Annotated in this window: 21 protein-coding genes; 5 read left to right on the top strand and 16 right to left on the bottom strand. The window is 70.1% G+C overall.

From position 1 onward, the window contains the following. Positions 1–148: 148 nt before the first annotated feature. Positions 149–1,273 (bottom strand): DUF6226 family protein, encoded by a 1,125-nt coding sequence (locus tag D8M34_RS04905; protein WP_126893307.1) that lies wholly within the window; start codon positions 1,271–1,273, stop codon positions 149–151. Between the two features lie 22 nt (positions 1,274–1,295). After that, positions 1,296–2,741, bottom strand: a complete 1,446-nt coding sequence (locus D8M34_RS04900; protein ID WP_062765133.1) for a helix-turn-helix transcriptional regulator — start codon at positions 2,739–2,741, stop codon at positions 1,296–1,298. Positions 2,742–2,982: 241 nt separating this feature from the next. Here D8M34_RS04900 and aceA point away from each other — a divergent pair, with 241 nt between their 5' ends. The 3 genes from aceA (at position 2,983) to D8M34_RS04885 (ending at position 6,572) form a co-directional block, all read left to right on the top strand. Continuing rightward, positions 2,983–4,308 (top strand): isocitrate lyase, encoded by a 1,326-nt coding sequence (gene aceA, locus D8M34_RS04895; protein ID WP_126893306.1) that lies wholly within the window; start codon positions 2,983–2,985, stop codon positions 4,306–4,308. 108 nt (positions 4,309–4,416) lie between these two features. Next, positions 4,417–6,051: a malate synthase A gene (gene aceB / locus D8M34_RS04890; RefSeq protein WP_062765140.1), complete on the top strand. Its 1,635-nt coding sequence runs from the start codon at positions 4,417–4,419 to the stop codon at positions 6,049–6,051. Between the two features lie 89 nt (positions 6,052–6,140). Further along, positions 6,141–6,572 (top strand): hypothetical protein, encoded by a 432-nt coding sequence (locus D8M34_RS04885; protein WP_085606349.1) that lies wholly within the window; start codon positions 6,141–6,143, stop codon positions 6,570–6,572. Between the two features lie 16 nt (positions 6,573–6,588). Here D8M34_RS04885 and D8M34_RS04880 read toward each other — a convergent pair whose 3' ends face one another. Next, positions 6,589–7,107, bottom strand: a complete 519-nt coding sequence (locus D8M34_RS04880) for an Lrp/AsnC family transcriptional regulator (RefSeq protein WP_029989076.1) — start codon at positions 7,105–7,107, stop codon at positions 6,589–6,591. Positions 7,108–7,213: 106 nt separating this feature from the next. Between D8M34_RS04880 and ald the strand changes: the two genes are divergently transcribed. Together ald and D8M34_RS04870 are read left to right on the top strand one after the other, a co-directional pair. Next, the gene (gene ald, locus D8M34_RS04875) at positions 7,214–8,308 is read left to right on the top strand and encodes an alanine dehydrogenase (protein ID WP_102208876.1); all 1,095 of its coding nucleotides are present in this window, start codon (positions 7,214–7,216) and stop codon (positions 8,306–8,308) included. Positions 8,309–8,389: 81 nt separating this feature from the next. After that, positions 8,390–9,592, top strand: coding sequence for a pyridoxal phosphate-dependent aminotransferase (locus D8M34_RS04870; protein ID WP_126893305.1), 1,203 nt, complete (start codon positions 8,390–8,392; stop codon positions 9,590–9,592). A gap of 93 nt (positions 9,593–9,685) precedes the next feature. Here D8M34_RS04870 and D8M34_RS04865 read toward each other — a convergent pair whose 3' ends face one another. The 13 genes from D8M34_RS04865 to D8M34_RS04805 form a co-directional block, all read right to left on the bottom strand. Beyond that, a complete protein-coding gene (locus D8M34_RS04865) occupies positions 9,686–10,087 on the bottom strand; it encodes a VOC family protein (RefSeq protein ID WP_062765154.1) in 402 nt (133 codons plus the stop codon). Positions 10,088–10,182: 95 nt separating this feature from the next. Beyond that, positions 10,183–11,604 carry a GntP family transporter gene (locus D8M34_RS04860; RefSeq protein WP_062765157.1) on the bottom strand — a complete coding sequence of 474 codons (1,422 nt, stop codon included), beginning with the start codon at positions 11,602–11,604 and terminating at the stop codon, positions 10,183–10,185. Positions 11,605–11,643: 39 nt separating this feature from the next. Beyond that, positions 11,644–12,534, bottom strand: a complete 891-nt coding sequence (locus D8M34_RS04855; RefSeq protein ID WP_062765161.1) for an NAD(P)-dependent oxidoreductase — start codon at positions 12,532–12,534, stop codon at positions 11,644–11,646. Then, entirely contained in the window at positions 12,531–13,958 is a 1,428-nt protein-coding gene (locus D8M34_RS04850) for a four-carbon acid sugar kinase family protein (RefSeq protein ID WP_126893304.1), read from the bottom strand. The genes D8M34_RS04855 and D8M34_RS04850 overlap by 4 nt, the downstream gene beginning before the upstream one ends. A 136-nt stretch (positions 13,959–14,094) precedes the next feature. Further along, positions 14,095–14,805, bottom strand: a complete 711-nt coding sequence (locus D8M34_RS04845) for a FadR/GntR family transcriptional regulator (RefSeq protein ID WP_062765167.1) — start codon at positions 14,803–14,805, stop codon at positions 14,095–14,097. Further along, positions 14,802–15,932, bottom strand: coding sequence for a UDP-N-acetylmuramate dehydrogenase (locus D8M34_RS04840; protein ID WP_062765170.1), 1,131 nt, complete (start codon positions 15,930–15,932; stop codon positions 14,802–14,804). The genes D8M34_RS04845 and D8M34_RS04840 overlap by 4 nt, the downstream gene beginning before the upstream one ends. After that, a complete protein-coding gene (locus D8M34_RS04835; protein WP_062765173.1) occupies positions 15,929–16,333 on the bottom strand; it encodes a MaoC/PaaZ C-terminal domain-containing protein in 405 nt (134 codons plus the stop codon). Before D8M34_RS04835 ends, D8M34_RS04840 begins: the two co-directional genes overlap by 4 nt. After that, positions 16,330–16,785, bottom strand: coding sequence for an FAS1-like dehydratase domain-containing protein (locus D8M34_RS04830; protein ID WP_062765177.1), 456 nt, complete (start codon positions 16,783–16,785; stop codon positions 16,330–16,332). The genes D8M34_RS04835 and D8M34_RS04830 overlap by 4 nt, the downstream gene beginning before the upstream one ends. A 93-nt stretch (positions 16,786–16,878) precedes the next feature. Next, the gene (locus D8M34_RS04825) at positions 16,879–17,616 is read right to left on the bottom strand and encodes a GntR family transcriptional regulator (RefSeq protein WP_025102374.1); all 738 of its coding nucleotides are present in this window, start codon (positions 17,614–17,616) and stop codon (positions 16,879–16,881) included. A gap of 14 nt (positions 17,617–17,630) precedes the next feature. Beyond that, entirely contained in the window at positions 17,631–18,545 is a 915-nt protein-coding gene (locus D8M34_RS04820; protein WP_082758402.1) for a PfkB family carbohydrate kinase, read from the bottom strand. Continuing rightward, positions 18,542–19,384 carry a carbohydrate ABC transporter permease gene (locus D8M34_RS04815; protein ID WP_126893303.1) on the bottom strand — a complete coding sequence of 281 codons (843 nt, stop codon included), beginning with the start codon at positions 19,382–19,384 and terminating at the stop codon, positions 18,542–18,544. Before D8M34_RS04815 ends, D8M34_RS04820 begins: the two co-directional genes overlap by 4 nt. A gap of 1 nt (position 19,385) precedes the next feature. Then, positions 19,386–20,267, bottom strand: a complete 882-nt coding sequence (locus tag D8M34_RS04810) for a carbohydrate ABC transporter permease (RefSeq protein ID WP_085606364.1) — start codon at positions 20,265–20,267, stop codon at positions 19,386–19,388. Positions 20,268–20,332: 65 nt separating this feature from the next. Beyond that, positions 20,333–21,616, bottom strand: a complete 1,284-nt coding sequence (locus tag D8M34_RS04805; protein WP_161973035.1) for an ABC transporter substrate-binding protein — start codon at positions 21,614–21,616, stop codon at positions 20,333–20,335. Positions 21,617–21,624: the final 8 nt, after the last annotated feature.

Genomic DNA, 21,624 nt, shown 5'->3' with positions numbered 1-21,624 from the left:
AGTAACATAGTCAATCTTGACTAAGCAAGATCAAACTAACTTCCCCTGCACGATCCGGCGACGGATGCACGATTCACCCGCCCCTCGGGTCGTGCACGCGGAACACCGTCGTGCAGGCGGGGCGGAGGTGGGCCGGGGTGGCGCGGGGTCAGGCGGGGGTCGAGCGGAGGGGCCAGGCGGGCCACCAGCCGTCGTCGAGCCCGCGCAGCAGGACGGCCGCGCGCTCTCGCGCCTCCGCGGGCGCCTCCGGGGCGGGGCCTGAGCTGCTCTCCCGCCGCTCGCCGTCCGGTGACCGGACCTCCGTGTACAGCCACGCACGGTGACCGACGGGGTACTTCTCCCGGAAGCCGCCAGCGGCGATCGACAGCACGATCCGCTCCAGCTCGTCCGCCGCGGTCTCGGCGGTCTCATCGCACGCATCGCAGATGCACGACGGCACGATCGCGTGGAACAGGGCGCCGGCCTCGACGCAGACGGAGGGAACGGCCGGCGTGATCGTGATCTGCGCACCGCGCGCCGGTGCGAGCACGATGCGCTCCGTCGCGCCCTCCCCCGCCTCTCGCCGCACATCGACCTCGTACTCGCGGGAGAGGTGCTCGACGAGCGCGTCGACCACGAGGGAGAGCGGTGCGAAGCGCTCCGGGTGGGACTCGCGGGAGTACGACTCCTCCGGCGCGATGCCGTCGGGCCAGCGGTGTCCGTAGCGGATGACCTGGCCGCTCTCGTCATGGAAGTCCAGCAGCGGGAGAGCAGGCCGGACGTACGCGCGCGCCGGGACGACGACCGCAGGAGCGGAGTCCTCCGCGGACAGCGCCCTCATCTCCTGGTCATCGAGGTCGTCCTGCTCCCACGACGCGAGCATCTGCAGGAACGCGTCCCGCTGCTCGGGCTGCTGGACCATCCCCTGCACGAGCCCCGCGACCGGGATCGAGAGGGTGTTGGTCCCGATCTCCGGCTCGCCCGTCATCCTCCATGTCGCGGCCGGGTGCACGACCGCGATGACGTTCCCCACGAACCGCGCCGCCGCCGTGGCCAGCCTCTCGCTTTCCAGCGCCTCTGGATGACCGGCGACGAAGTCCCACGTCGCCCCGAGGTCGACGGCGAGCACTGCGGGGTCGGCCCCCTGGCCCCACGCGAACTCGGCGAAGGGCTCGAAGCCGTCGACGAAGCGGACCGGCCCCGGAGCATCCGCCTGCGGGGGCATCCACAGGATCGCGGCGGCACCCGCCTCGGGCATCGGGCCGAAGGGACCGGGGAAGACAGCACTGCTCATCGACCGAGCGTACCGAGTGGGATCACCGCGGCGCGTGGGACTCCAGGAACTCGTACACGTCGGTGGTGTCCACGCCCGGGAAGGCTCCCGTGGGCAGAGTCGCCAGCAGCGTGCGCGGGGTCTTCACGTTGGGCCAGGAGTTCTCGCGCCACCGCTCCTCCAGCTCGGCGGGAGCCCGACGACAGCACACCTCGACCGAGTGCTTCGAGACGCCGCGGTGCGGGGTGTCCCTGCCGACGAACCACCTCGTGTCGTCGAACCGTACCCCCACGCTCACCGAGTGCAGGCCCTCGCTCGACGCCTCCACGCGGGCGGTGCACCAGTAGGTGCCGTTGCCGGTGTCGGTGTACTGGTAGTACGGGTTGAAGCGGTCATCCTCGTCGAAGACCACCCGCGAGGTCCACCGGCGACAGCACATCTGCCCCTCGATGGCGCCGAGGCGGTCGGTCGGGAAGTTCACGTCGTCGTTCTCGTACGCCTTGGTGATCGTGCCCGACTCGTGCACCTTGAGGAAGTGGACGGGGATGTCGAGGTGCCGTGTGGCGAGGTTCGTGAACCGGTGCGCCGCCGTCTCGTACGACACCGAGTACGCATCCCGGAGGTCTTCGATGGAGATCGCGCGCCGCTGCTTCGCGTCCTTCAGGGCGGGGACGACGTCGGCCTCCGGCATCAGCAGGGCGCCGGTGAGGTAGTTCGTCTCGACGCGCTGCCGGAGGAACTCGGCGTAGCTGCGCGGCTCGGCGTGCCCCAGGATGCGGCTCGACAGCGCCTGCAGCACCGCGGTGCGCGCATCGCCCTTCGCCGGCACGCTGCTCGACAGGTACAGCCGGCCGTTGGCGAGGTCGGCGACGCTGCGGGTGGTCTGCGGCAGATCGGGCGCGTAGTGGAGGGTGAAGCCGAGGTGCGCCGCGATCTCGGACGCGGTGCGCTGGGTCAGCGGTCCGCCGGGATGGCCGACGGCCGCGAGGATCTCGGCCGCCTTCGCCTCGAGGTCGGCGAAGTGGTTGTCCTGGCGGCGCATCAAATGTCGGAGCTCCACGTTGGCACGCCGGGCCTCCTCGGGCGTCGCGGCGCGCTCGTCCTTCAGCCGGTCGATCTCACCCTGCAGGGCGAGCAGCGCCTTCAGCGCCTCCGTCGGCACGCTCTTGGCGATGCGGAACGGCGCGATGCCCAGCGCCTGGAACGTCTGCCCCTTCATCGCGCGCTCCAGGGCGATCTCGATCGCGCTGCGCTCGTCGAGCGGCTCCCCGGAAAGCAGCGCGTCGATGGTCACCCCGAGCGCGCGGGCGATGGCCTGCAACTGCGTGAGCTTCGGCTCGCGCTTGCCCGTCTCGATCATCGACAGCTGGCTCGGCGCCCGATCGACCGCGGCGGCGAGCTCCTCGAGCGTCAGGCCCCGTGCTGTGCGCAGCTGGCGGATGCGTCGGCCGACGGTGAGGGCGTCGGTGTCTTCCGCGGTGTCGTCCATGTCGGCTCCTCTCAGCCCGCCGTCCGCGTCGGTGCGGGATCGGGAACGCTCCGCGCGAGGCCTTGCCGGGATCCTTTTTGATCTCGCCAGGCCGGGCGAGCGGGGCGTGAGCGCTGAGTCTGTCACGAAAACAGAAAATCGCGCAAACTTCTCCTGGATTCGGCGAGGGAGAGCGGGAAACTTCACACAGAGTGGAGGCACGCCATCGGCACCGACGCCGATTCCCATCCGAGGAGACACCATGACGAACACCGTAGCGACCCCCACCCCGCGCCCCGCCGGCCTGCGCGCCGGAGACCAGGTCCAGACGGCCGCGGAGCTTCAGGAGATCTGGGACACCGACCCGCGGTGGGACGGCGTCGAGCGCACCTACTCCGCGGAGGACGTCATCCGCATCCGCGGCTCGGTCCGCGAGGACGCCACCCTCGCCCACCGCGGGGCGGAGAACCTCTGGAACCTCCTGCACACGGAGGACTACATCCGGGCTCTCGGCGCCTACACCGGAGGCCAGGCCGTGCAGCAGGTGCGCGCCGGGCTGAAGGCCATCTACCTCTCCGGCTGGCAGGTCGCCGCGGACGGCAACCTCGCCGGACAGACCTACCCCGATCAGTCGCTCTACCCCGCGAACTCGGTCCCGGCGGTCGTGCGCCGCATCAACAACGCCCTGCTCCGGCAGGACCAGCTCGAGCACGCCGAGGGTGAGATCACGCAGGACTGGCTCGCGCCCATCGTCGCCGACGCCGAGGCCGGATTCGGCGGACCGCTGAACGCCTACGAGCTCGCGCAGTCCCTCATCCAGGCCGGCGCCGCGGCCATCCACTGGGAGGACCAGCTGGCGAGCGAGAAGAAGTGCGGCCACCTCGGCGGGAAGGTGCTCGTGCCCACGCAGCAGCACATCCGCACGCTGAACGCGGCCCGTCTCGCGGCGGACGTCGCCGGCGTGCCGACCGTCATCATCGCCCGCACCGACGCCCTCGCCGCCGATCTGCTCACGAGCGACGTCGACGAGCGCGACCGGGAGTTCACCACCGGCGAGCGCACGTCCGAGGGCTTCTACCGGATCCGCCCGGGCATCGAGTCGGTCATCAGCCGCGGCCTCGCGTTCGCCCCCTACGCCGACCTGCTCTGGGTCGAGACCGGGGAGCCCGACATCGCGCTGGCCCGGGAGTTCGCCGCGGCGATCCACGCACAGTTCCCCGGTAAGCTCCTGGCCTACAACTGCTCGCCGAGCTTCAACTGGAAGCGCCACCTGTCGGACGCCGAGATCGCGACGTTCCAGCAGGAGCTGGCAGACCTGGGCTACAAGTTCCAGTTCATCACCCTGGCCGGGTTCCATGCCCTGAACCACTCCATGTTCGACCTCGCCCGCGGTTACGCCGAGCGCGCCATGAGCGCTTACGTCGAGCTGCAGGAAGCCGAGTTCGCCGCCGAGGCCGGCGGCTACACCGCCACCAAGCACCAGCGCGAGGCGGGCACCGGTTACTTTGACGTCATCTCCACCGCGCTCAACCCCGACAGCGCGACCCTCGCCCTGGCCGGCTCCACCGAGACCGCCCAGTTCCACTGATTCTCCGCCGAGACCCCCAGTTCTCGTCGAGACCCCGCCCCGCACACGCCGGGAGCCCGGGGTCTCGACGACAACCCGGGGGCTCGGCACAAGGCAAAGGACACGATCATGACCACCGCACCGATGCAGACGACCCGACAGGGACCCGCGATCGAGATCGCCGGGCCCATGCGCGACCGTTACGACGAGATCCTCACCCCGGAGGCGCTCGCCTTCCTCACCGAGCTCCACCACCGATTCGCCTCCCGCCGCCATGACCGGCTGGCCGACCGGATGCGTCGCCGCTTCGAGATCGGCAACGGGCACGACCCCCAGTTCCGCGAGGACACCGCGCACATCCGTCAGGACTCCACGTGGCGGGTCGCCGGCGCCGGCCCCGGACTCGAAGACCGCCGCGTCGAGATCACCGGACCTACCGACCCGAAGATGACGATCAACGCCCTCAACTCCGGGGCTCGCGTCTGGCTCGCCGACCAGGAGGACGCCACGAGCCCCACCTGGAAGAACGTCATCGAGGGGCAGCTGTCTCTGCGCGACGCGATCCGCGGCGAGCTCGCCTTCACCTCCCCCGAGGGCAAGGAGTACCGCGTCACCGCCGAGCGCACCCCCACCATCGTGATGCGCCCGCGCGGGTGGCACCTGCCGGAGAAGCACCTCTCCTTCATCGACCGCGCCGGCCGCCGCACCTCGGCTTCCGGATCGCTGGTCGACTTCGGCCTCTACTTCCTGCACAACGCGCAGGCGCTGATCGAGGGCGGACGCGGACCGTACTTCTACATCGCGAAGCTCGAGTCCAGCGAAGAGGCGAAGCTGTGGGACGACGTGTTCTCCTTCAGCGAGGAGTACATCGGCATCCCGCACGGCACCATCCGCGCGACCGTGCTCATCGAGACCCTGCCCGCCGCGTTCGAGATGGACGAGATCCTGTACGAGCTGCGCGACCACTGCGCGGGCCTCAACGCCGGGCGCTGGGACTACATCTTCTCCATCATCAAGAACTACCGCGGCCGCGGCGCCCGCTTCGTGCTCCCCGACCGCAGCGAGGTCACGATGACGGTGCCGTTCATGCGGGCGTACACCGAGCTGCTCGTGCAGACGTGCCACAAGCGCGGCGCCTTCGCGATCGGCGGCATGAGCGCGTTCATCCCGAACCGCCGCGACCCCGAGGTGACGGCACGCGCGGTCGAGAAGGTGTCGGCCGACAAGAAGCGCGAGGCCGGCGACGGCTTCGACGGCACCTGGGTCGCCCATCCGGACCTGATCCCGACGGCGCAGGCCGAGTTCGACGCCGTGCTCGGAGACCGCCCGAACCAGATCGACCGTCAGCGTGACGACGTGCACGTGGAGGCGCGCGACCTGCTCGACCTGCACATCGGTCGGCCGATCACGGCGCAGGGCGTGCGGGACAACGTCTCGGTGGCCATCCGCTACCTGGAGGCCTGGCTGCGCGGGCTCGGCGCCGTGGCGATCGACAACCTCATGGAGGATGCCGCGACCGCGGAGATCAGCCGCTCGCAGGTGTGGCAGTGGATCCACCAGGACCGCACCACGCAGGACGGCACGCCCATCACGGTCGAGTACGTCGAGGGGCTGATCGGCGAGGTGCTGGACGAGGTCGAGCGACGCGAAGGCGACCGCTTCGACGACGCCGCCGAGATCTTCCGCGAGGTCGCCCTCCGCGAGGAGTTCCCGACGTTCCTCACCCTGGGCGCCTACAGCCGGTTCCTGGTCGACGAGGACTGACGATGCCGGGATGCCGCGGGCCGCGAGGTCCGCGGCATCCTCTCGTCCCACCCGGCCCGCACGCTCCCTGCCGGGCGTAGCCTGGAGCCATGAGCGCCGTATGGGACAGCATCGCCGAGGAGTTCCTGCACCTGTACCCGCGGGGGCGACGGCTGGTCGCGGTCGCCGGGGCCGACGCCGAGCGTTCGCGCGCGGCCGCGGATGGCCTGGCCGCCGCTCTCACCGCTGCCGGCCAGACCGTCGAGCGCGCACACACCGCCGACGGGGAGGAAGCCGCTCTCCGCACCGACGTGGTCGGGCCGTTCCGCGCCACCGACAGCGACGCCGTGCTCCTCGTGTCCGGACCGGGCGCGATCGTGTCGCCGAGCGCACGCGGGATGTGGAACTACGTCCTCTGGCAGCTCGCCGGAGACGAGCCCCCGCACACCGCGGCGAACGCCCTCGTCGACGTGACCGATCCGGCCCATCCCACCCGACGCTTCGCCGACTACTGCGCCGTCCCCTCCTCGTTCGAGACCTGAGTCGCCGCGCGCCGACTCAGTGGAACGATGCGGCGACCGAGTTGCGGTGGTAGTCGAACACGATGCTCGTGCGGGTCGATGCCACGCTGCTCTGCGCGGACAGGTGCTCGAGCACGAACTCGCGCATCTCCGATGAGTCGGCGACCGCGATGTGCAGGAGGAAGTCGTCGTCCCCGCCGAGGAAGAACACCTGGATCACCTGCGGCAGGGCACGCACGCGGTCCGCGAACTCCACGATGCTCTCCCGCCGGGCGGCCGGGCGCAGGCTGACGCCGATGATCGCCTGGAGTCCGGCGCCGAGCTCGCGTTCGTCGACGCTCGCGTGGAACCCGGTGATGACCCCGCGCTCGATCAGCCCGCGCAGGCGTGCGTGTGCCGTCGACGGGGCGACTCCCAGTCGTCCGGCCAGCTCGGCGTTCGTCATCCTGCCGTCGGCGGTGAGGAGCTGCACGATCCGCGCGTCGGTGGGGTCGAGCGCGGGAGCCCGAACGCTGTTCGGCTCGGATGACGCGGCGGCGGTGGTCATACGAAGCATTATTCAGGATTCGAGCCTTCACCGAAGAGTCTTCATCGAATCTGTCGATGTCTCGACGTTTCTGCGATCCTTGTCTGCACCCTGCGCCCCGACACCTGGAGGATCGATGAAGATCGGCGTCCCGACCGAAGTCAAGAACAACGAGAACCGCGTCGCCCTCACCCCGGCCGGCGCCGATCGGCTCGTGCGGGAAGGGCACCGCGTGCTCGTGCAGTCGGGAGCCGGCGTCGGGTCGAGCATCGATGACGACGCGTACCGCGCGGCCGGTGCCGAGATCGTCGCGACCGCCGCCGACGCGTGGGGCGAGGCCGACCTCCTCATCAAGGTCAAGGAGCCCGTGGCCGAGGAGTACGGCTTCCTCCGTCCCGACCTCACGCTCTTCACCTACCTCCACCTCGCGGCCGATCGCCCGCTGACCGAGGCGCTCGTCGCGGCCGGCACGACCGCCGTCGCCTACGAGACCGTGCAGCTGCCGGATCGCACCCTGCCGCTGCTCGTGCCGATGAGCGAGATCGCCGGCCGCCTCTCCGTCATCATGGGGTCCCACTCGCTGCTGCGCTCGCAGGGCGGCCGCGGCATGCTGCTGGGTGGCATCGCCGGCACCCCGCGGGCGAAGACCGTCGTGATCGGCGGCGGCGTCGCGGGCGAGCACGCCGCCGCGAACGCGCTCGGACTCGGCTCCAAGGTCACCGTCGTCGACGTGGCGCTCCCCCGCCTGCGCGAGCTCGAGCACCGCTACGGCGGTGCTCTGGAGACGCGCGCCTCCAGCCGGTACGACATCGCCGAGGAGCTGACGACGGCGGACCTCGTGATCGGCTCGGTCCTCATCCCCGGCGCCGCGGCCCCCAAGCTGGTGACCGACGACATGGTCGCGGCCATGAAGCCGGGGTCCGTGCTCGTCGACATCGCGATCGACCAGGGCGGCTGCTTCGAGGGCTCCCGTCCGACCACGCACGACGACCCGACCTTCGCGGTGCACGACTCGATCTACTACTGCGTCGCGAACATGCCGGGCGCCGTTCCGACGACCGCGACCCGGGCGCTGACGAACGCCACCCTCCCCTACGTCTCGGCGATCGCGGCCAAGGGCTGGGAGCGGGCGGCCTCCGACGACGCTGCCCTCGCGAAGGGGCTCAACGTGCAGGGGGGACGCATCACCCTGGACGCCGTCGCCCAGGCGCACGGCCTCACGACCGACTGACCTGCCGAACCCGAAAGAACCTCGGATCTTGGCGTCATCCCACACCTCCCCCGCCGTATCGACCCGAGTACGCTCGTAACCGTGACCGAACGCGCTCCTCTCTCCCGCAAGCTGTCCGCCATCGCCGAGTCCGCGACCCTCAAGGTCGACGCCAAGGCCAAGGCCCTCAAGGCCGAGGGCAAGCTCGTCATCTCGTATGCCGCGGGCGAGCCCGACTTCGCCACGCCGCAGTTCATCGTGGATGCGGCGGCCGAGGCACTGGCCGACCCCGCGAGCTACCGGTACACCCCCGCTCCCGGGCTGCCGGCGCTGCGCGAGGCGATCGCCGCCAAGACGCTCCGCGACTCCGGGCTCGAGGTCTCCCCCGGCCAGATCATCGTCACCAACGGCGGCAAGCAGTCGGTGTACCAGGCGTTCCAGGCCGTCGTGAACCCCGGCGACGAGGTGCTGCTGCCGGCCCCGTACTGGACGACCTACCCGGAGGCGATCCGTCTCGCCGACGGCACGCCCGTCGAGGTCTTCGCCGGCGCCGACCAGGAGTACAAGGTGACCGTCGAGCAGCTCGAGGCCGCCCGGACCGACCGCACGACGGTCCTCGTGTTCGTGTCGCCGTCGAACCCCACCGGCTCGGTGTACACGGCCGAGGAGACGAAGGCCATCGGCGAGTGGGCGGTGGAGCACGGCATCTGGATCATCAGCGACGAGATCTACCAGAACCTCACCTACGAGGGCGTCAAGGCGACCTCGATCGTGGAGGCCGTGCCGGAGGCCGCGAACCAGACGATCCTCGTCAACGGGGTCGCCAAGACCTACGCGATGACCGGCTGGCGCGTGGGCTGGATGGTGGGTCCGGCCGACGCCATCAAGATCGCCGGCAACCTGCAGTCGCACCTCACGAGCAACGTGAACAACGTCGCGCAGAAGGCGGCGATCGCGGCGCTCAACGGCCCGCAGGACGAGGCCGAGAAGATGCGCGAGGCCTTCGACCGCCGCCGCCAGCTCATCGTGTCGGAGCTGTCGAAGATCGACGGACTCGTGGTCCCGAACCCGCTCGGCGCGTTCTACGTCTACCCCGACGTGCAGGGCCTGCTCGGTCGCACCTGGGGTGGCGTGACCCCGACCACCTCGCTGGAGCTCGCCGACCTCATCCTCGACCAGGCCGAGGTCGCGGTCGTCCCCGGCGAGGCGTTCGGTCCGTCGGGCTACATCCGCATGTCGTACGCGCTCGGTGACGACCAGCTCCTCGAGGGCGTGCAGCGCCTCCAGCGTCTGTTCTCCTCCTGACCCGAGACCCCGCTTTACCGCCGAGACCCCCTCGTACCTGCGCAGGTTCGAGGGGGTCTCGGCGTGAACGCGGGGTTTCGGCGAGGGAGGCGGTCAGTCCTCGGGGTGGAAGCCGATCAGCCAGCGGATGCCGTAGCGGTCCACCAGCGTGCCGTCGAAATCTCCCCACGGGCGCTGTTGCAGCGGGTCGATGACGCGGCCGCCGGCGGAAAGCTCGTCGTACCAGCGGGTCAGCGTTCCGGGGGCGGCGGTGCCGAGGAGCGAGAGGAACATCCCGCTCATCTGGACCGCGTCGTCATCGGCTCCCGCGTCGGCCCCGGCGAGTTCGACCAGCCCGCTGAGCTGTCCGTGCGCGACGGCATCGCCCGGACCGTCGTGACGACCCGCGCTCGCGTAGTCCATCAGCTGGAGCTCGCCGCCGAAGACGTCGCGGTAGTGGCCGAGCGCTTCGGCGGCGTTGCCGGGGAACAGCAGGTACGGGATCAGTCCGCTCATCCCGCGAGCGTAGTCCGCGGCAGCCCCCGGCGGCCACCCGCCGGGGACGACGAACGGCCGCCACCCGGAGGCGACGGCCGTTCATAGGAGCGCGGTCAGGAGACCGGGATCACCGCGTACAGGATCCAGGTCAGCGCGAAGCCGGCCACGCCCAGCACCGTCGTGAGCGGCGTCCACGTGCGCAGACCGTCCTTGACCGAGAGGCCCAGGTATCGCGTGACCACCCAGAATCCGGAGTCGTTCACGTGGCTGAGACCGAGGCCGCCGTAGCCGATGGCGACCGCGAGCAGCGCGGTGTGCACGGTATCGAGCCCCATCGCGGAGACCGACGGCAGCAGGAGCCCCGCGGTGGTGGCGATCGCGACGGTGGCGGACCCCTGGGCGGCACGCATGATGAGGGAGATGAGGAAGGCCGCGAGGAGCAGGGGCATGCCGCTGGACGCGAGCACCTCGGCGACCGCTCCACCGATCCCGGTCTCCGTGAGGATGCGGCCGAAGGCACCACCGGCACCCGTGACGAGGATGATGACGGCGGCGGCCGGCAGCGCCGACTCCATGACCTCGCCGAGATGGGAGGCCGACCAGCCGCGGCGCACGCCGAGCAGGTACATCGCGGCGGCGATCGCGACCATGAGGGCGAAGATCGGCTGACCGACCATGCTGAGGAATCCGTTCCAAAACGTGCCCGCCTCGAACAGCGGCGCGACCGCGGTGCCGAGCATGATGAGCACGAGCGGCAGGAGGATGAGGCCGAGGACGGTGCCTGCGCCCGGCGCCTTCTCGCCCTCGCCGAGTCCGCCGGTGAGCGTCGACTTCTCCGTCCCGAAGTTGTCGTACATCTCCTTCGTGGCCGCGAGCATCGCGAACTCGCGGGTGTTGATCCACTTCGCCACCAGGTAGGACAGCACGCCGAGCGGCACGGAGATCGCGAGGGAGAAGATCGTGACCCAGCCGATGTCGGCACCGAGGATCGCCGAACCGCCGACGATGCCCGGGTGCGGAGGCACCGCGACGTGCACGGCGAGCATGATGCCCGCGACCGGCAGGCCGAACTTGATCGGGTTGAGACCGGCCACCTTCGAGAAGGCGAACACGATGGGGATGAGGATGATGAAGCCGGCGTCGAAGAACACCGGGATCGCCAGGATGCCGGCGGCGATGACGAGCGCGATGCCGACGCGCTTCGGGCCCAGCCAGCTGGTGAAGCGTCCGGCGAGCGACTCGGCGCCGCCGGACAGCTCGATGATCTTGCCGAGCATCGAGCCGAGGGCGACGAGCACGGCCACCGAGCCGAGGGTGCCGCCGACACCGGCGATGATCGCCTGGATGACGCCGAGCTGCTCGGGGGTGTCGCCGTCGGCGGGGATCGTGGTCAGCGGCAGGCCTGCCGCGATGCCGACGATGATCGACACGAGGATGAGGGCGTAGAACGCCTGCATCTTGAACCGGATGATGAGCAGGAGCAGCAGGCCGAGGCCTGCCAGGCCGATCAGGATGAGGATCGGAAGAGGAAGCATCTCTGGATCTCTTCTTTCAGTGAGGGCGCGACGTCGCGCTCAGGACAGTCGTTCGGGTGCGACGACGCGGATGACGGCGGAGTCGTCCAGGGCGCCGAGGCCCTGCGCTTCGCCGAGGAGGAACAGCTGCTCGGCCGCGGCGGCGACCGGCGTGGACAGGTGCGCCCGGCGGGCGGCGTCGCCGACGATGCCGAGGTCCTTGACGAAGATGTCGAGGCGGCTGAGCACCTCGGCGCCTTCCTCGTCGTAGGCCTGCAGGGCGCGCGGACCGCGGTTGCCGAGCATGAAGGAGTTCGCGGCACCGGCCGTCAGCGCGTCCAGCGTGCGGGCGCGGTCCAGTCCGAGGGCGTCGGCGAGCGCGAGCGCCTCCGCGGCCGCGGCGATGTGCACGCCGCAGAGGAGCTGGTTGACGGTCTTCAGCGCCTGGCCGTCCCCGGGCTTGTCGCCGACGATGGACAGCGTCGAGGCGAGCTGGTCGAGCACGGGCCGCGCGGTCTCCAGAGCGGTCGGGGTGGCGCCGACGACGATGAGGAGGTCGCCCTCCCCGGCACGGACCGGCCCTCCGGACAGCGGAGCGTCGACGAGCTGCGCACCGTGCGCGGCGAGCTGGGCGGCGATCGCATCGATGCCGTCCGTGCCCACCGTGCTGGTGAGGATCACGACCGCGCCGTCGGCGAGGTGCGGGGCGAGCCCGTCCTCACCGAAGAGCAGCGCCTCGAGCTGCGCGCCGGTGCGGACGGCGACGAGCACCGCGTCGGCACCGTCGACGGCGTCGGCCGCGGACGCCGCCGGCGTGACACCCGCCTCTGCGGCGAGGGCGATGCGCTCGGCGGCGATGTCGAAGCCGCGCACCGCGAAGCGCTCGGCGAGGCGGGTGGCCATCGGCAGCCCCATGGCGCCGAGTCCGATGACAGCGACGGTGGATGTCATGAGTGTTCTTCCGGGTTGTTTCCATCGTCGCCTGCGAGCGTGGCGACGACCGTGACGAGGGAGTCCGCGTCGCCGACGTTGCCGGCGAACACGACGTACGGGATGCCGACCGCGGGGCCGGTCTCCGGCTGCCACAGCGAGACGAGGCCGGGCAGCATCGGACCGAGCACGGTGGCCCGGCGGATTTCGAGGGCCTCACTCGCGACATCGCTCGACGTGATGCCGCCCTTCGCGATGACGAAGCGGGGCGGAGCGATGGCGAGCACCCGACGCACGAGCTCCACCACGCCGCCGGAGATGCGGCGGGCGATCGCCAGGCTCTCGTCGCCGTCGGCGCCCGTGATGAGTTCGCGGGTGGTGTGCACGATCACGGTCCCCGTGGCGAGCGCTTCGGCGACGGCGTGCGCCTGCGTCTCGAGATGGGACTCGCGGTCGGGGCCGACGAGGGCGCGCACGTCGAGTTCGACCGTGCGGGTGCGGGGCCGCGCCGCCGTGAGGGCTTCGAGCTGGGCGGTGGTGAGCGGCACGTGGCTTCCGACGACCACGAGACCGCCGCGATCGTGCGCGAAGGGGATGTCCTCCGCCCGCACCGGCTCGGCGATCTCCTGTCCGATGTGCGCGCGCACGTAGGGCGGACCGACTCGGAGGAGCACGTCGCGGTCCCGCAGGCGGTGCAGCGCGAGCGCGACGACGCGCATGTCCGATTCCTCGACCACGTCGACCACAACGACCGTGCCGTCGGCCAGCGCCTCGAGGAATCCGGCCACGGCGTCCACCCCGGCGCGGATGGTGCGGATGTCGAGACCCGCGACCGCAGACGCCGGGATGCGTCCGCCGGTCTTCTCGGCGACCCACTCGCGCAGGTCGGAAGAGGCGTAGCCGAAGGTCGCGTCCGCCGCGAACGGCGTCTCGCCGACCGGGGTGGCCTCGCCGTCGGTCACCCAGTAGTGCACAGAGTCGACCGTGATGCGCCCGGCGTCCGGGAATGCGGGGACGAGCAGGGTCAGCGCGGGGGCGTGGCCGGTGCGGGATCCGATCTCCGCGGAGAGGACATCGGTCTCGAGCGGGAAGTGGCCGCGCAACGTCGAGTCGCCCCGGGAGACGAACGTCACGCGCCGCCCCTGGGCCTCGGCGGCGGCGAGGGCCACGTCGACGATCTCGCGATTGCGGGCGGCCGCGGCCTCCTCGTCGAGGGACCGGGTGTTCGTGAGCACATAGACGGCGGCGGCGCCGGTCGCGAGCGCCTCGTCCAGGTCGGCGCGCTCCCATCGGGTGAGGACCGGGAGGTTCGCGACCGACTGCGTGCCGGTCGGGTCGTCGTCGAGGACGAGGAGCACGTCGGCGGGGTCGACCTCGGTGCGGACGTCGGCCGCGGTGACGGCGACGGGTGCAGGCAGGGGGGCCAGCAGGTCGTCGATGTGCACACGAACTCCTTCGTTCCGGAAGATGGCCCGTGGTGGGGGCCACGGGCCAGGGGAATCTGCATCGTTATCCGATATCAGATAACGATGAGCGTACCTCACGATCACCGTCCCTCCAAACCGACGGAGAGCGTACTGCTCAGCGCCCGTGGACGTAGTGCAGCAGGTCGTCGCGGGTCTGGCGCATGTGGCTGCGCATGGCCTGGCGGGCAGCCGCACCGGACCCGGTCCGCATCGCGTCCAGCACCGCCGCATGCTCCTCCAGCGCGTGCTCCCGGATGTCCGGGATGGCGCTCGTCTCGCTGCGGGTCGCCTGCAGCATCGTCGTCAGCGGGCGCATCAAGGCCACGAGGATGCGGTTCTCCGCCGCGCGGATGATCACGTCGTGGAAGGCGAGGTCAGCGGCCACGAAGGCGTCCACGTCGGCCCGCTCGTGCGCCGCCTGCATCTCCTCGAGGAGCGCGGCCATCTCGGCGAGGTGCTCCTCGGTGCGCCGACCCGCCGCGAACTCCGCCGCCCCGGTCTCGAACATCATGCGCATCTCGAGCATCTCCAGCGAGGAGCGCTCTCGGGCGCCTGCGCTCTGGGCGTGCCGGACGACCGCGTCGAGGCCCGTCCACTCGTCGGTCGGCGCGATGCGGTGTCGGGTGCCGGGCACCGCGACGATCACGCCCTGCGCCTGCAGGAGGCGGACGCCCTCGCGCATCGTGAGGCGGGAGACCCCGAACTGCTCCGCGAGCTCCCCCTCGGGCGGCAGCGGCTGTCCGGCCTCGAGCCGACCCGCGATGATGGCGTCGAGCAGTCCGTCCACGACGGCCTGCGTCCGCGACACCCGCTCGAGCTTCGTCACAGGTCGACGCCCACCAGAACGGGTTCCGGCTGCAGCACCAGACCGAACTCGGCGTGCACACGGTGCTGGATGAAACGGGCGAGCTCGGCGACCTCGGCCGCCGTGGCACCGCCCCGGTTGGTCAGGGCCAGCGCGTGCTTGGTCGAGACGGACGCCCGCGAGCGGGGCAGCTTGAACCCCTTGCGGATACCCGCCTGCTCGATCAGCCAGGCGGCGCTCACCTTCACGTCCGGGGCCTCGGTCTTCGTCGGCGGCACGTGTCCGTCGTAGGAGGCGAGGGGAATGACGGTCACGGCGTCGAGATCGGGGGCCACCGGCCAGCGCGGGCACTCCGGCGGGAGGGACCGGGCCTGCGCGGCCGTGACGATCGCGTTCTGGAAGAAGGAGCCGACCCCGTGCGTGTCCGGGTCGTCGGCGTCGAGCAGCATGCCCTTCGATGCGCGCGTGGCGAGGATGCGCTCTCGGACCCATGTCAGCGGCACCGGGGTGTCGTCGGTCAGACCGAGAGCGCGTCGCAGCTGCTCCCCGCGGACCACGCGTTCGCGGGCGACGAGGAGATCGACCGTGAGGGACAGGATCACGGCCCGGCGCTGCGGCTCGCTCCCGTGATGGTGCTTGAGCACCGAAGTGCGGAATCCGAGCCCGAGCTCGGTCGCCGGAACAGTGGAGATCTCGCCGGAGTCCTCGTCGATCAGCTCGACCTCGACCAGGGTCTCCTGGATCTCCTGCCCGTAGGCGCCGATGTTCTGCACAGGCGCGGCGCCGACCGTGCCGGGGATGCCGCTCATGGCTTCGAGCCCGGCGTAGCCCCGCTCGACCGCGTATGACACCAGGTCGTCCCAGCCGTGTCCGGCCTGCGCGCGCAGGCGGATGCGGCCGGCGTGCGGCGACGGGAGCTCTTCGATGCCGCTCGTGCGGATGCGGATGACGGTGCCCTCGAACGGCTCGTCGCCGACGAAGAGGTTCGAGCCCCCGCCGAGCACCAGCCAGGGGTCGCCCTCCGCCCAGGTCTCCCGGAGAACCTCGACGAGCTCCGCCGTCGTCGTCGCCTCGCGCATGCGCGCGGGAGCGGCGCCGGTGCGGAGCGTGGTGAGCTCGGCCAGCCGGATCGGCTCGACGTCGCTCATCGGACGGCGACGCGCAGCTGCGCCTTGACGAGCACGGTGGTCTCGCCCGTCGTGACCTTGAGGTCGATGCGCGCGGACTCGTCGTCCACCGCGCCGACCGTCGCGACGACGTGCACGTCGGCGCCGGTCTCGGGATCGACCACCACGGGCTTCGTGAAGCGCACGCCGTAGTCGAGGATCCGGGTCTGCGGGTCGAGCGCGGCGACGACCACGGACGAGGCGATCCCCATGGTCAGCATGCCGTGCGCGAGCACGCCGGGAAGGCCCACCGCGGCGGCAACGTCGTCACGGTAGTGGATCGGGTTGAAGTCCCCGGAGGCGCCGGCGTAGCGGACGAGAGACTCCCTCGTCAGGTGCACGGTGCGCTCGGCCAGCACGTCTCCCACGGTGAACGCGCTCATGCGGCCTCCTCCTCGGCGCCCACGAGCAGCACGCTCGTGGCGGTGACGACATGCGCGCCCCCGTCGTCGGTGATCTCGGCCTCGCTCGTGATCATGGCGTTGCCGCCCATCATGCGGATGCCGGTGACGCGCAGCTGCGCCGTCAGCTCGTCTCCCGCGACGATCGGCCTGGTGTAGCGGAACCGCTGCTCGGCGTGGATGGACCGCGCCAGGACGATGCCGGAATCCGGTTCGGCCAGCAGCTGCTGCAGCGTGAGGTCCTGCAGGACCATCGCGAAGGTCGGCGGCGCGACGACGTCGGCGAAGCCCGCCGCACGGGCCGCCTCGACGTCGGTGTGCTGGGGGGCGTCGGCGAAGACGGCGCGCGCGAACTCGCGCACCTTCTCCCGCCCGACGAGGTAGGGGGCGGTCGGCGGGAACTCCCGGCCGACGAGTTCTTGGTTCACTGCCACCCGTCGATCCTACCGAGGCACGCCGACAGTCCGGTCCGGGCGGGGCCGGCGGAAACCCGGACGATATGCGGCATCGCGAGACCCGGGCTGCCCTCATCCCTGGGAGCGAACCACCATGTTCAGCGTCATCCGACTCGGAACGACCTTCACCCGTGACGTGTGAACGACCTCACCAGCCCGGTCGAGTGCGCGCTTCCGGACGACGATGAGCGGATCGTGCTCCGGGCGGGCCAGCCACTCCGCGGTCTGCGCGGTCGTGAAGCCGACGTCGATCTCGCGGTACATCTCCGAGAACTCGACGCCGTACACGTCGCGGAGCACCTGATACGTGGAGGTGTCGTGGTCGATGTGCCGATCGAAATCCGGGAAGCGCGTCAGAGAATACCGGCTGTCGTCGATGGAGAGCGGGATGCCGTCGAGAGCGAAGACGCGTACCAGCCGGAACACCGGGTCGCCGACGGGGACGCCGAGGCGGCGCGCGCGCTTCTCGTCGGCGGGGGTCGTCTCAGCGCGCATGATCCGTCGGGACTTGACCCCGTCTGCCACCACGGTGTCCGCGAAGCCACCGAGGGTCATGGCGCCGATCACCTCGCGTCGCGGAGCGACGAAGGTCCCACGGCCCTGCTGTCGACGCACGATGCCGAGGCCCTCGAGGTCGGCCACCGCCCGCCGCACGGTGATCCGGCTGACACCGAAGCGCTCGCACAGCTCGGGTTCGGACGGAAGCCGCTCGCCTTCGGCATAGGTCCCGGCGTCGATCTCCCGCATCAGCAGGCTTCGCACCTGTTCGTGCAGCGGGGTCGAACCGACGGCTGACGACAGCTGAGTCACGTCGGAGTCCTCCTCTACGGCGCCGGGTATCGTCGCAGCATCTGCGCGCGTGCGTCGTCCCCCGCATGCACAGGGTATCCGAACGCCCCGCGCAACGTGCAGGCGAGCGCTCCGCTGACAGCGGCGATATCGAGGCTTTCGGCGAGATCGGCCCCGCCCGCCCGCGCCGCGAGGAACCCGGTGAGGAAGGCGTCCCCGGCGCCGAGCGCATCGACGGCGTCGACCTCGCGGATACCGGTACGCCGCACGGAAGTGGCGTCGAAGCCGACAGAGCCGCGGGCACCCCGCGTCACCACGGCCGACCCCATACCGCAGGCCACGGCGAAGCGGCCGAGGGCGTCGATCTCGGAATCACTGCGGTGGCCGCCGGAGAAGAACCCCACGTCGACGTGCGGAGCTGTCGCCCGGATCACATCCGGCGACGCGTCGTCGGAATAGTCGTACGACACGCGGCTCCCCCGTTCCGCGATGGCCGGAAGCTCCGGCTCCAACGACGAGTAGACCGAGGTGTGCACGCGGTCGAAGCCGGAGAGGTACTCGTGATCGGCCTCGCTCAGACGCAGCCGCAGCTCGGCCTGGACTCCCCCGCGGTTCGAGGCGACGAAGCGCCGGTCGCCGTCCTCGTCCAACGCGACGAAAGCCATGCCGTTCGCGCCGCGCACGCGTCTGATGCGGGCGCCGTCCACTCCGACCTCGTCGAGGACGCCCCGCACGTGGTCCGCGAAACGGTCGTCTCCCATGATCCCGACGAATCCGGCTGTGCCGCCGAAGAAGAGCCGGCTGTACGCGGCGACGTTCAGGGCGTTGCCCCCGGGGTAGGCCAGGTCCTCATGCAGATAGCAGTCGAGCACGTTGTCCCCGACGCCGACCAGCGAGGGCGGTGGGACCGCGGCGAGCGCATCCCGGAGCTGATCCGTATCCATCGTCATCCCTTCACACTCCCCGCCGCGACGCCGGCGACGAAGTACCGCTGCAGCGCGAGGAACACCACCACGATGGGCAGGGCCGCGATGGTCAATCCTGCCAGGAGCACACCCCACTCCGTGGAGAGGGAGTCGCGGAACGACATGAGTCCCGCGGGGATGGTGCGGAGCGCATCAGCGTCGATGTAGACGATCGCGAAGAGGAACTCATTCCAGGCGAAGTAACCGGTGAGGACGGCGGCGGTCGTCAGCACGGACGCGCTCAGCGGCAGGTAGACGTGCCGGAAGACGCCGAACGAGCGGCAGCCATCGATGGTCGCGGCGTCCTCGAGCTCGCGGGGGATGCCGAGGAAGACCGAACGGATGAGCAGGATCGCCATCGGCAGACGGAACGCCACATAAGGGAGGATCATCGCCCAGTACGTGTTCAGCAGTCCCATCGTGTCGAGAAGGCGGTAGAGCGGGATGAGGCTCACCTGCGGTGCCACCACCAGCCCGCCCATCGCCACGATCAACACGACGTTCGCCACGCGGCTCGACAGCCTCACCATGCCGTAGGCGCACAGTGCCGCGAATGCGACGGTCGCGGCGGTGGAGATGACCGTGACGATGACGGAGTTGAGGAAGTAGTCGGAGATCCCGCGATCCCAGGCGGCGGCATAGTTCTGGACGAGCCAGACCGACGGCAGCCCCCACGGATCGGCGAAGATCTCGGATGAGGACTTGAACGAAGAGATCACCATCCAGAGCAGGGGGTAGGCGATCACGACGGCGTAGACGGCCAGGATCACCTGGACCGGAGCACGGCGGATACGCTCCGCCGGACGAAGCCGGGTACTGCTCATGTCATTGCCTCCCGCTTCGGAACGAGACCATCTGCACGACGGACAGCACGAGCGTGATCACGAAGATCAGGCTCGCGATGGCCGAGGCGTAGCCCATCTCGTTCTGGAAGAAACCCTGGTTGTACATATAGGTCGCGAGGACCTGGGTGGTGTTTCCCGGACCGCCCTTGGTCAGGATGTAAGGCTCGTTGAACACCGTGAAAGCGCCGGAGACGGTGAGGATCATCGCGACGAAGATCATCTCCTTGGCCTGCGGGACGGTGATGCTGAAGAACTGGCGAACCCGTCCGGCGCCGTCCAGCGACGCGGCTTCGTAGTACTCCTCCGGGATCTGCTGCAGTGCGACGACGTAGAGCATGCAGACGTAGCCGATGCTCTGCCACTGGGAGACGCCGATGACCGCTACCATCGCCGTGTCGACATCGGCGAGCCACGCCGTCTGCAGGCTGCCGAGTCCGATCGCCTCCAGCAGAGCGTTGAGGAGTCCGCCGCGGGCGTTGTACACGAACGTGAACAGCAGCGCGATCACGGTCATCGAGATCACGGCGGGCAGGAAGTACACGCTGCGCAGGAATGCGCCCATGCGCGGACCGAGCAGCCGGGTCAGCCAGGCGGCGATCACGAGGGCACCACCCACCTGGCACACGATCGAGACGATCGCGTACAGGATGTTGTTGCCCAGGGCCGTCGCGATGATCGGATCACCGAAGAGCCGCGCGAAGTTGTCGAGGCCGACGAAGCGCATCTCGCCGCTGCCGGCGCTGAAGGAGAAGAAGCCGAAGGCCGCATTGGCGACCAGCGGGTAGTACACGAACACCCCGATCAGGATGATCGCGGGAAGCACGTAGAGCAGGTTCGACCAGGCTCGAGAGCGTGTTCTCATCACGGTGTCTCTTCCGAAAGGTGGGAGGGGCCGCCGGCCGAGGATGCCGGCGGCCCCGGTGCGGATCAGGAGGCGTCGCGCACGCGCTTCGCGGCTTCCTGCACGGCGGCCATGACTCCCTCGGGGGTCTGCTGGCCGCTGAGCATCAGCTGAGTCTCGGACAGGTACGCCTGCACGATCTGCGGATCGTAGGCGTTGTCGAGCCAGGTCGTCATCGCCGAGGCGTCGACGATCCCCTGGGCGAGCTCCCGTGAGATCTCGGGCACGTCCGCCTCCTCGACCGCACCCTTGACCGGGCTCAGCTCGCCCGCGCGCTCCGCATAGGCGATGCCGCTCTGCTTGCTGAGCAGGAACTCGAGGAACCGCTGCGCCTCCTCGGGGTGCTTCGTGGTCTTCGAGATCGCGAAGCCCTCCGGAGCTCCGGTCAGCTCCGCCGGATCGCCCTTGCCCCCCTCGACCGCAGGGAAGTTGAACGTGCCGTACTCGAACTGCGCGTCGCCGAAGTACCCCACCTCGGCGCTCTGCATGTACATGATCGGCGCCTCCCCCGCGATCCAGGCGTTACGCGCGATCTCATGCCCGACGGCCGTGAGGTCGTCGTTCATGTACTCGGCGAGTTCCTGGAAGCGCTCCAGCGCCCGGACATACCCCTCGTCCGTGAACGCGCCGGTCGCCGGATCCTGATCCGCTGCGAACACCTCCGGATCGACGACACGCTGATTCAGCGTGCCGACGTAGTGCGCGATCGTCCACTGCTCCTGCGCGCCGTACTCGATCGGGGTCATGCCGGCGTCCTGGATCGTCTCCAGGACGTCGATGAACTCGTCCCACGTCGCCGGCGGCTCGAGGCCCAGCTCCTCGAACACGTCTTTGTTGTAGAAGAACAGCTTCGACTGCATCCCCACCGGCAGACCGTAGGAGGTGCCGTCGACCTCGAAGGCTTCCAACTGGCTCGGGTAGAAGCTGTCCCGGAACTCCGTGTCCTCCTCGAGCCACGGCCCGAGATCGAGCAGGGCGTCGTTGGAGACGAGCTCGTCCACGAACGAGCCACTCCAGGTGAACAGGACGTCCGGAGCGTTGGCGGAGCCCGCGACGACCTTCACCTTGTCCTTGTAGGCGTCGTTGAGCACGCTCTCGACGGAGACATTGATGTCGGGGTTCTCCTTCTCGAACTCCGCCACCATGTCGGTGTAGTACGAGTTCTTCGGCTCGTTGGGCCAGCGGTGGAAGAAGCTGATCTCCACCTGGCCGTCCGAGGCCTCGCTCTCGCCGCCGGCGCACGAGGCCAGGGGCAGGACGAGGGCGGCGGCGGCCGCAGCCGCCACGCCGATCCGGGCTGATGTTCGCATCGTTGCGA

This window comes from Microbacterium sp. HSID17254 (assembly GCF_003989315.1).
Classification (GTDB): Bacteria; Actinomycetota; Actinomycetes; order Actinomycetales; family Microbacteriaceae; genus Microbacterium.
The sequence above is the reverse complement of the archived record's forward strand: the minus strand, read 5'-3'. Positions and strand labels throughout refer to the sequence as shown.

Excerpts from the sequence above, each read along its gene's own strand:
- D8M34_RS04860 (WP_062765157.1), bottom strand. The coding sequence starts at position 11,604 with ATGCTTCCTCTTCCGATCCTCATCCTGATCGGCCTGGCAGGCCTCGGC.
- D8M34_RS04880 (WP_029989076.1), bottom strand. The coding sequence starts at position 7,107 with ATGCTTCGTATGACCACCGCCGCCGCGTCATCCGAGCCGAACAGCGTT.
- ald (WP_102208876.1), top strand. The coding sequence starts at position 7,214 with ATGAAGATCGGCGTCCCGACCGAAGTCAAGAACAACGAGAACCGCGTC.
- D8M34_RS04885 (WP_085606349.1), top strand. The coding sequence starts at position 6,141 with ATGAGCGCCGTATGGGACAGCATCGCCGAGGAGTTCCTGCACCTGTAC.
- aceB (WP_062765140.1), top strand. The coding sequence starts at position 4,417 with ATGACCACCGCACCGATGCAGACGACCCGACAGGGACCCGCGATCGAG.
- D8M34_RS04905 (WP_126893307.1), bottom strand. The coding sequence starts at position 1,273 with ATGAGCAGTGCTGTCTTCCCCGGTCCCTTCGGCCCGATGCCCGAGGCG.
- D8M34_RS04805 (WP_161973035.1), bottom strand. The coding sequence starts at position 21,616 with ATGCGAACATCAGCCCGGATCGGCGTGGCGGCTGCGGCCGCCGCCGCC.
- D8M34_RS04815 (WP_126893303.1), bottom strand. The coding sequence starts at position 19,384 with ATGAGCAGTACCCGGCTTCGTCCGGCGGAGCGTATCCGCCGTGCTCCG.
- D8M34_RS04855 (WP_062765161.1), bottom strand. The coding sequence starts at position 12,534 with ATGACATCCACCGTCGCTGTCATCGGACTCGGCGCCATGGGGCTGCCG.
- D8M34_RS04865 (WP_062765154.1), bottom strand. The coding sequence starts at position 10,087 with ATGAGCGGACTGATCCCGTACCTGCTGTTCCCCGGCAACGCCGCCGAA.
- D8M34_RS04900 (WP_062765133.1), bottom strand. The coding sequence starts at position 2,741 with ATGGACGACACCGCGGAAGACACCGACGCCCTCACCGTCGGCCGACGC.
- D8M34_RS04835 (WP_062765173.1), bottom strand. The coding sequence starts at position 16,333 with ATGAGCGCGTTCACCGTGGGAGACGTGCTGGCCGAGCGCACCGTGCAC.
- D8M34_RS04820 (WP_082758402.1), bottom strand. The coding sequence starts at position 18,545 with ATGACGATGGATACGGATCAGCTCCGGGATGCGCTCGCCGCGGTCCCA.
- D8M34_RS04810 (WP_085606364.1), bottom strand. The coding sequence starts at position 20,267 with ATGAGAACACGCTCTCGAGCCTGGTCGAACCTGCTCTACGTGCTTCCC.
- aceA (WP_126893306.1), top strand. The coding sequence starts at position 2,983 with ATGACGAACACCGTAGCGACCCCCACCCCGCGCCCCGCCGGCCTGCGC.
- D8M34_RS04840 (WP_062765170.1), bottom strand. The coding sequence starts at position 15,932 with ATGAGCGACGTCGAGCCGATCCGGCTGGCCGAGCTCACCACGCTCCGC.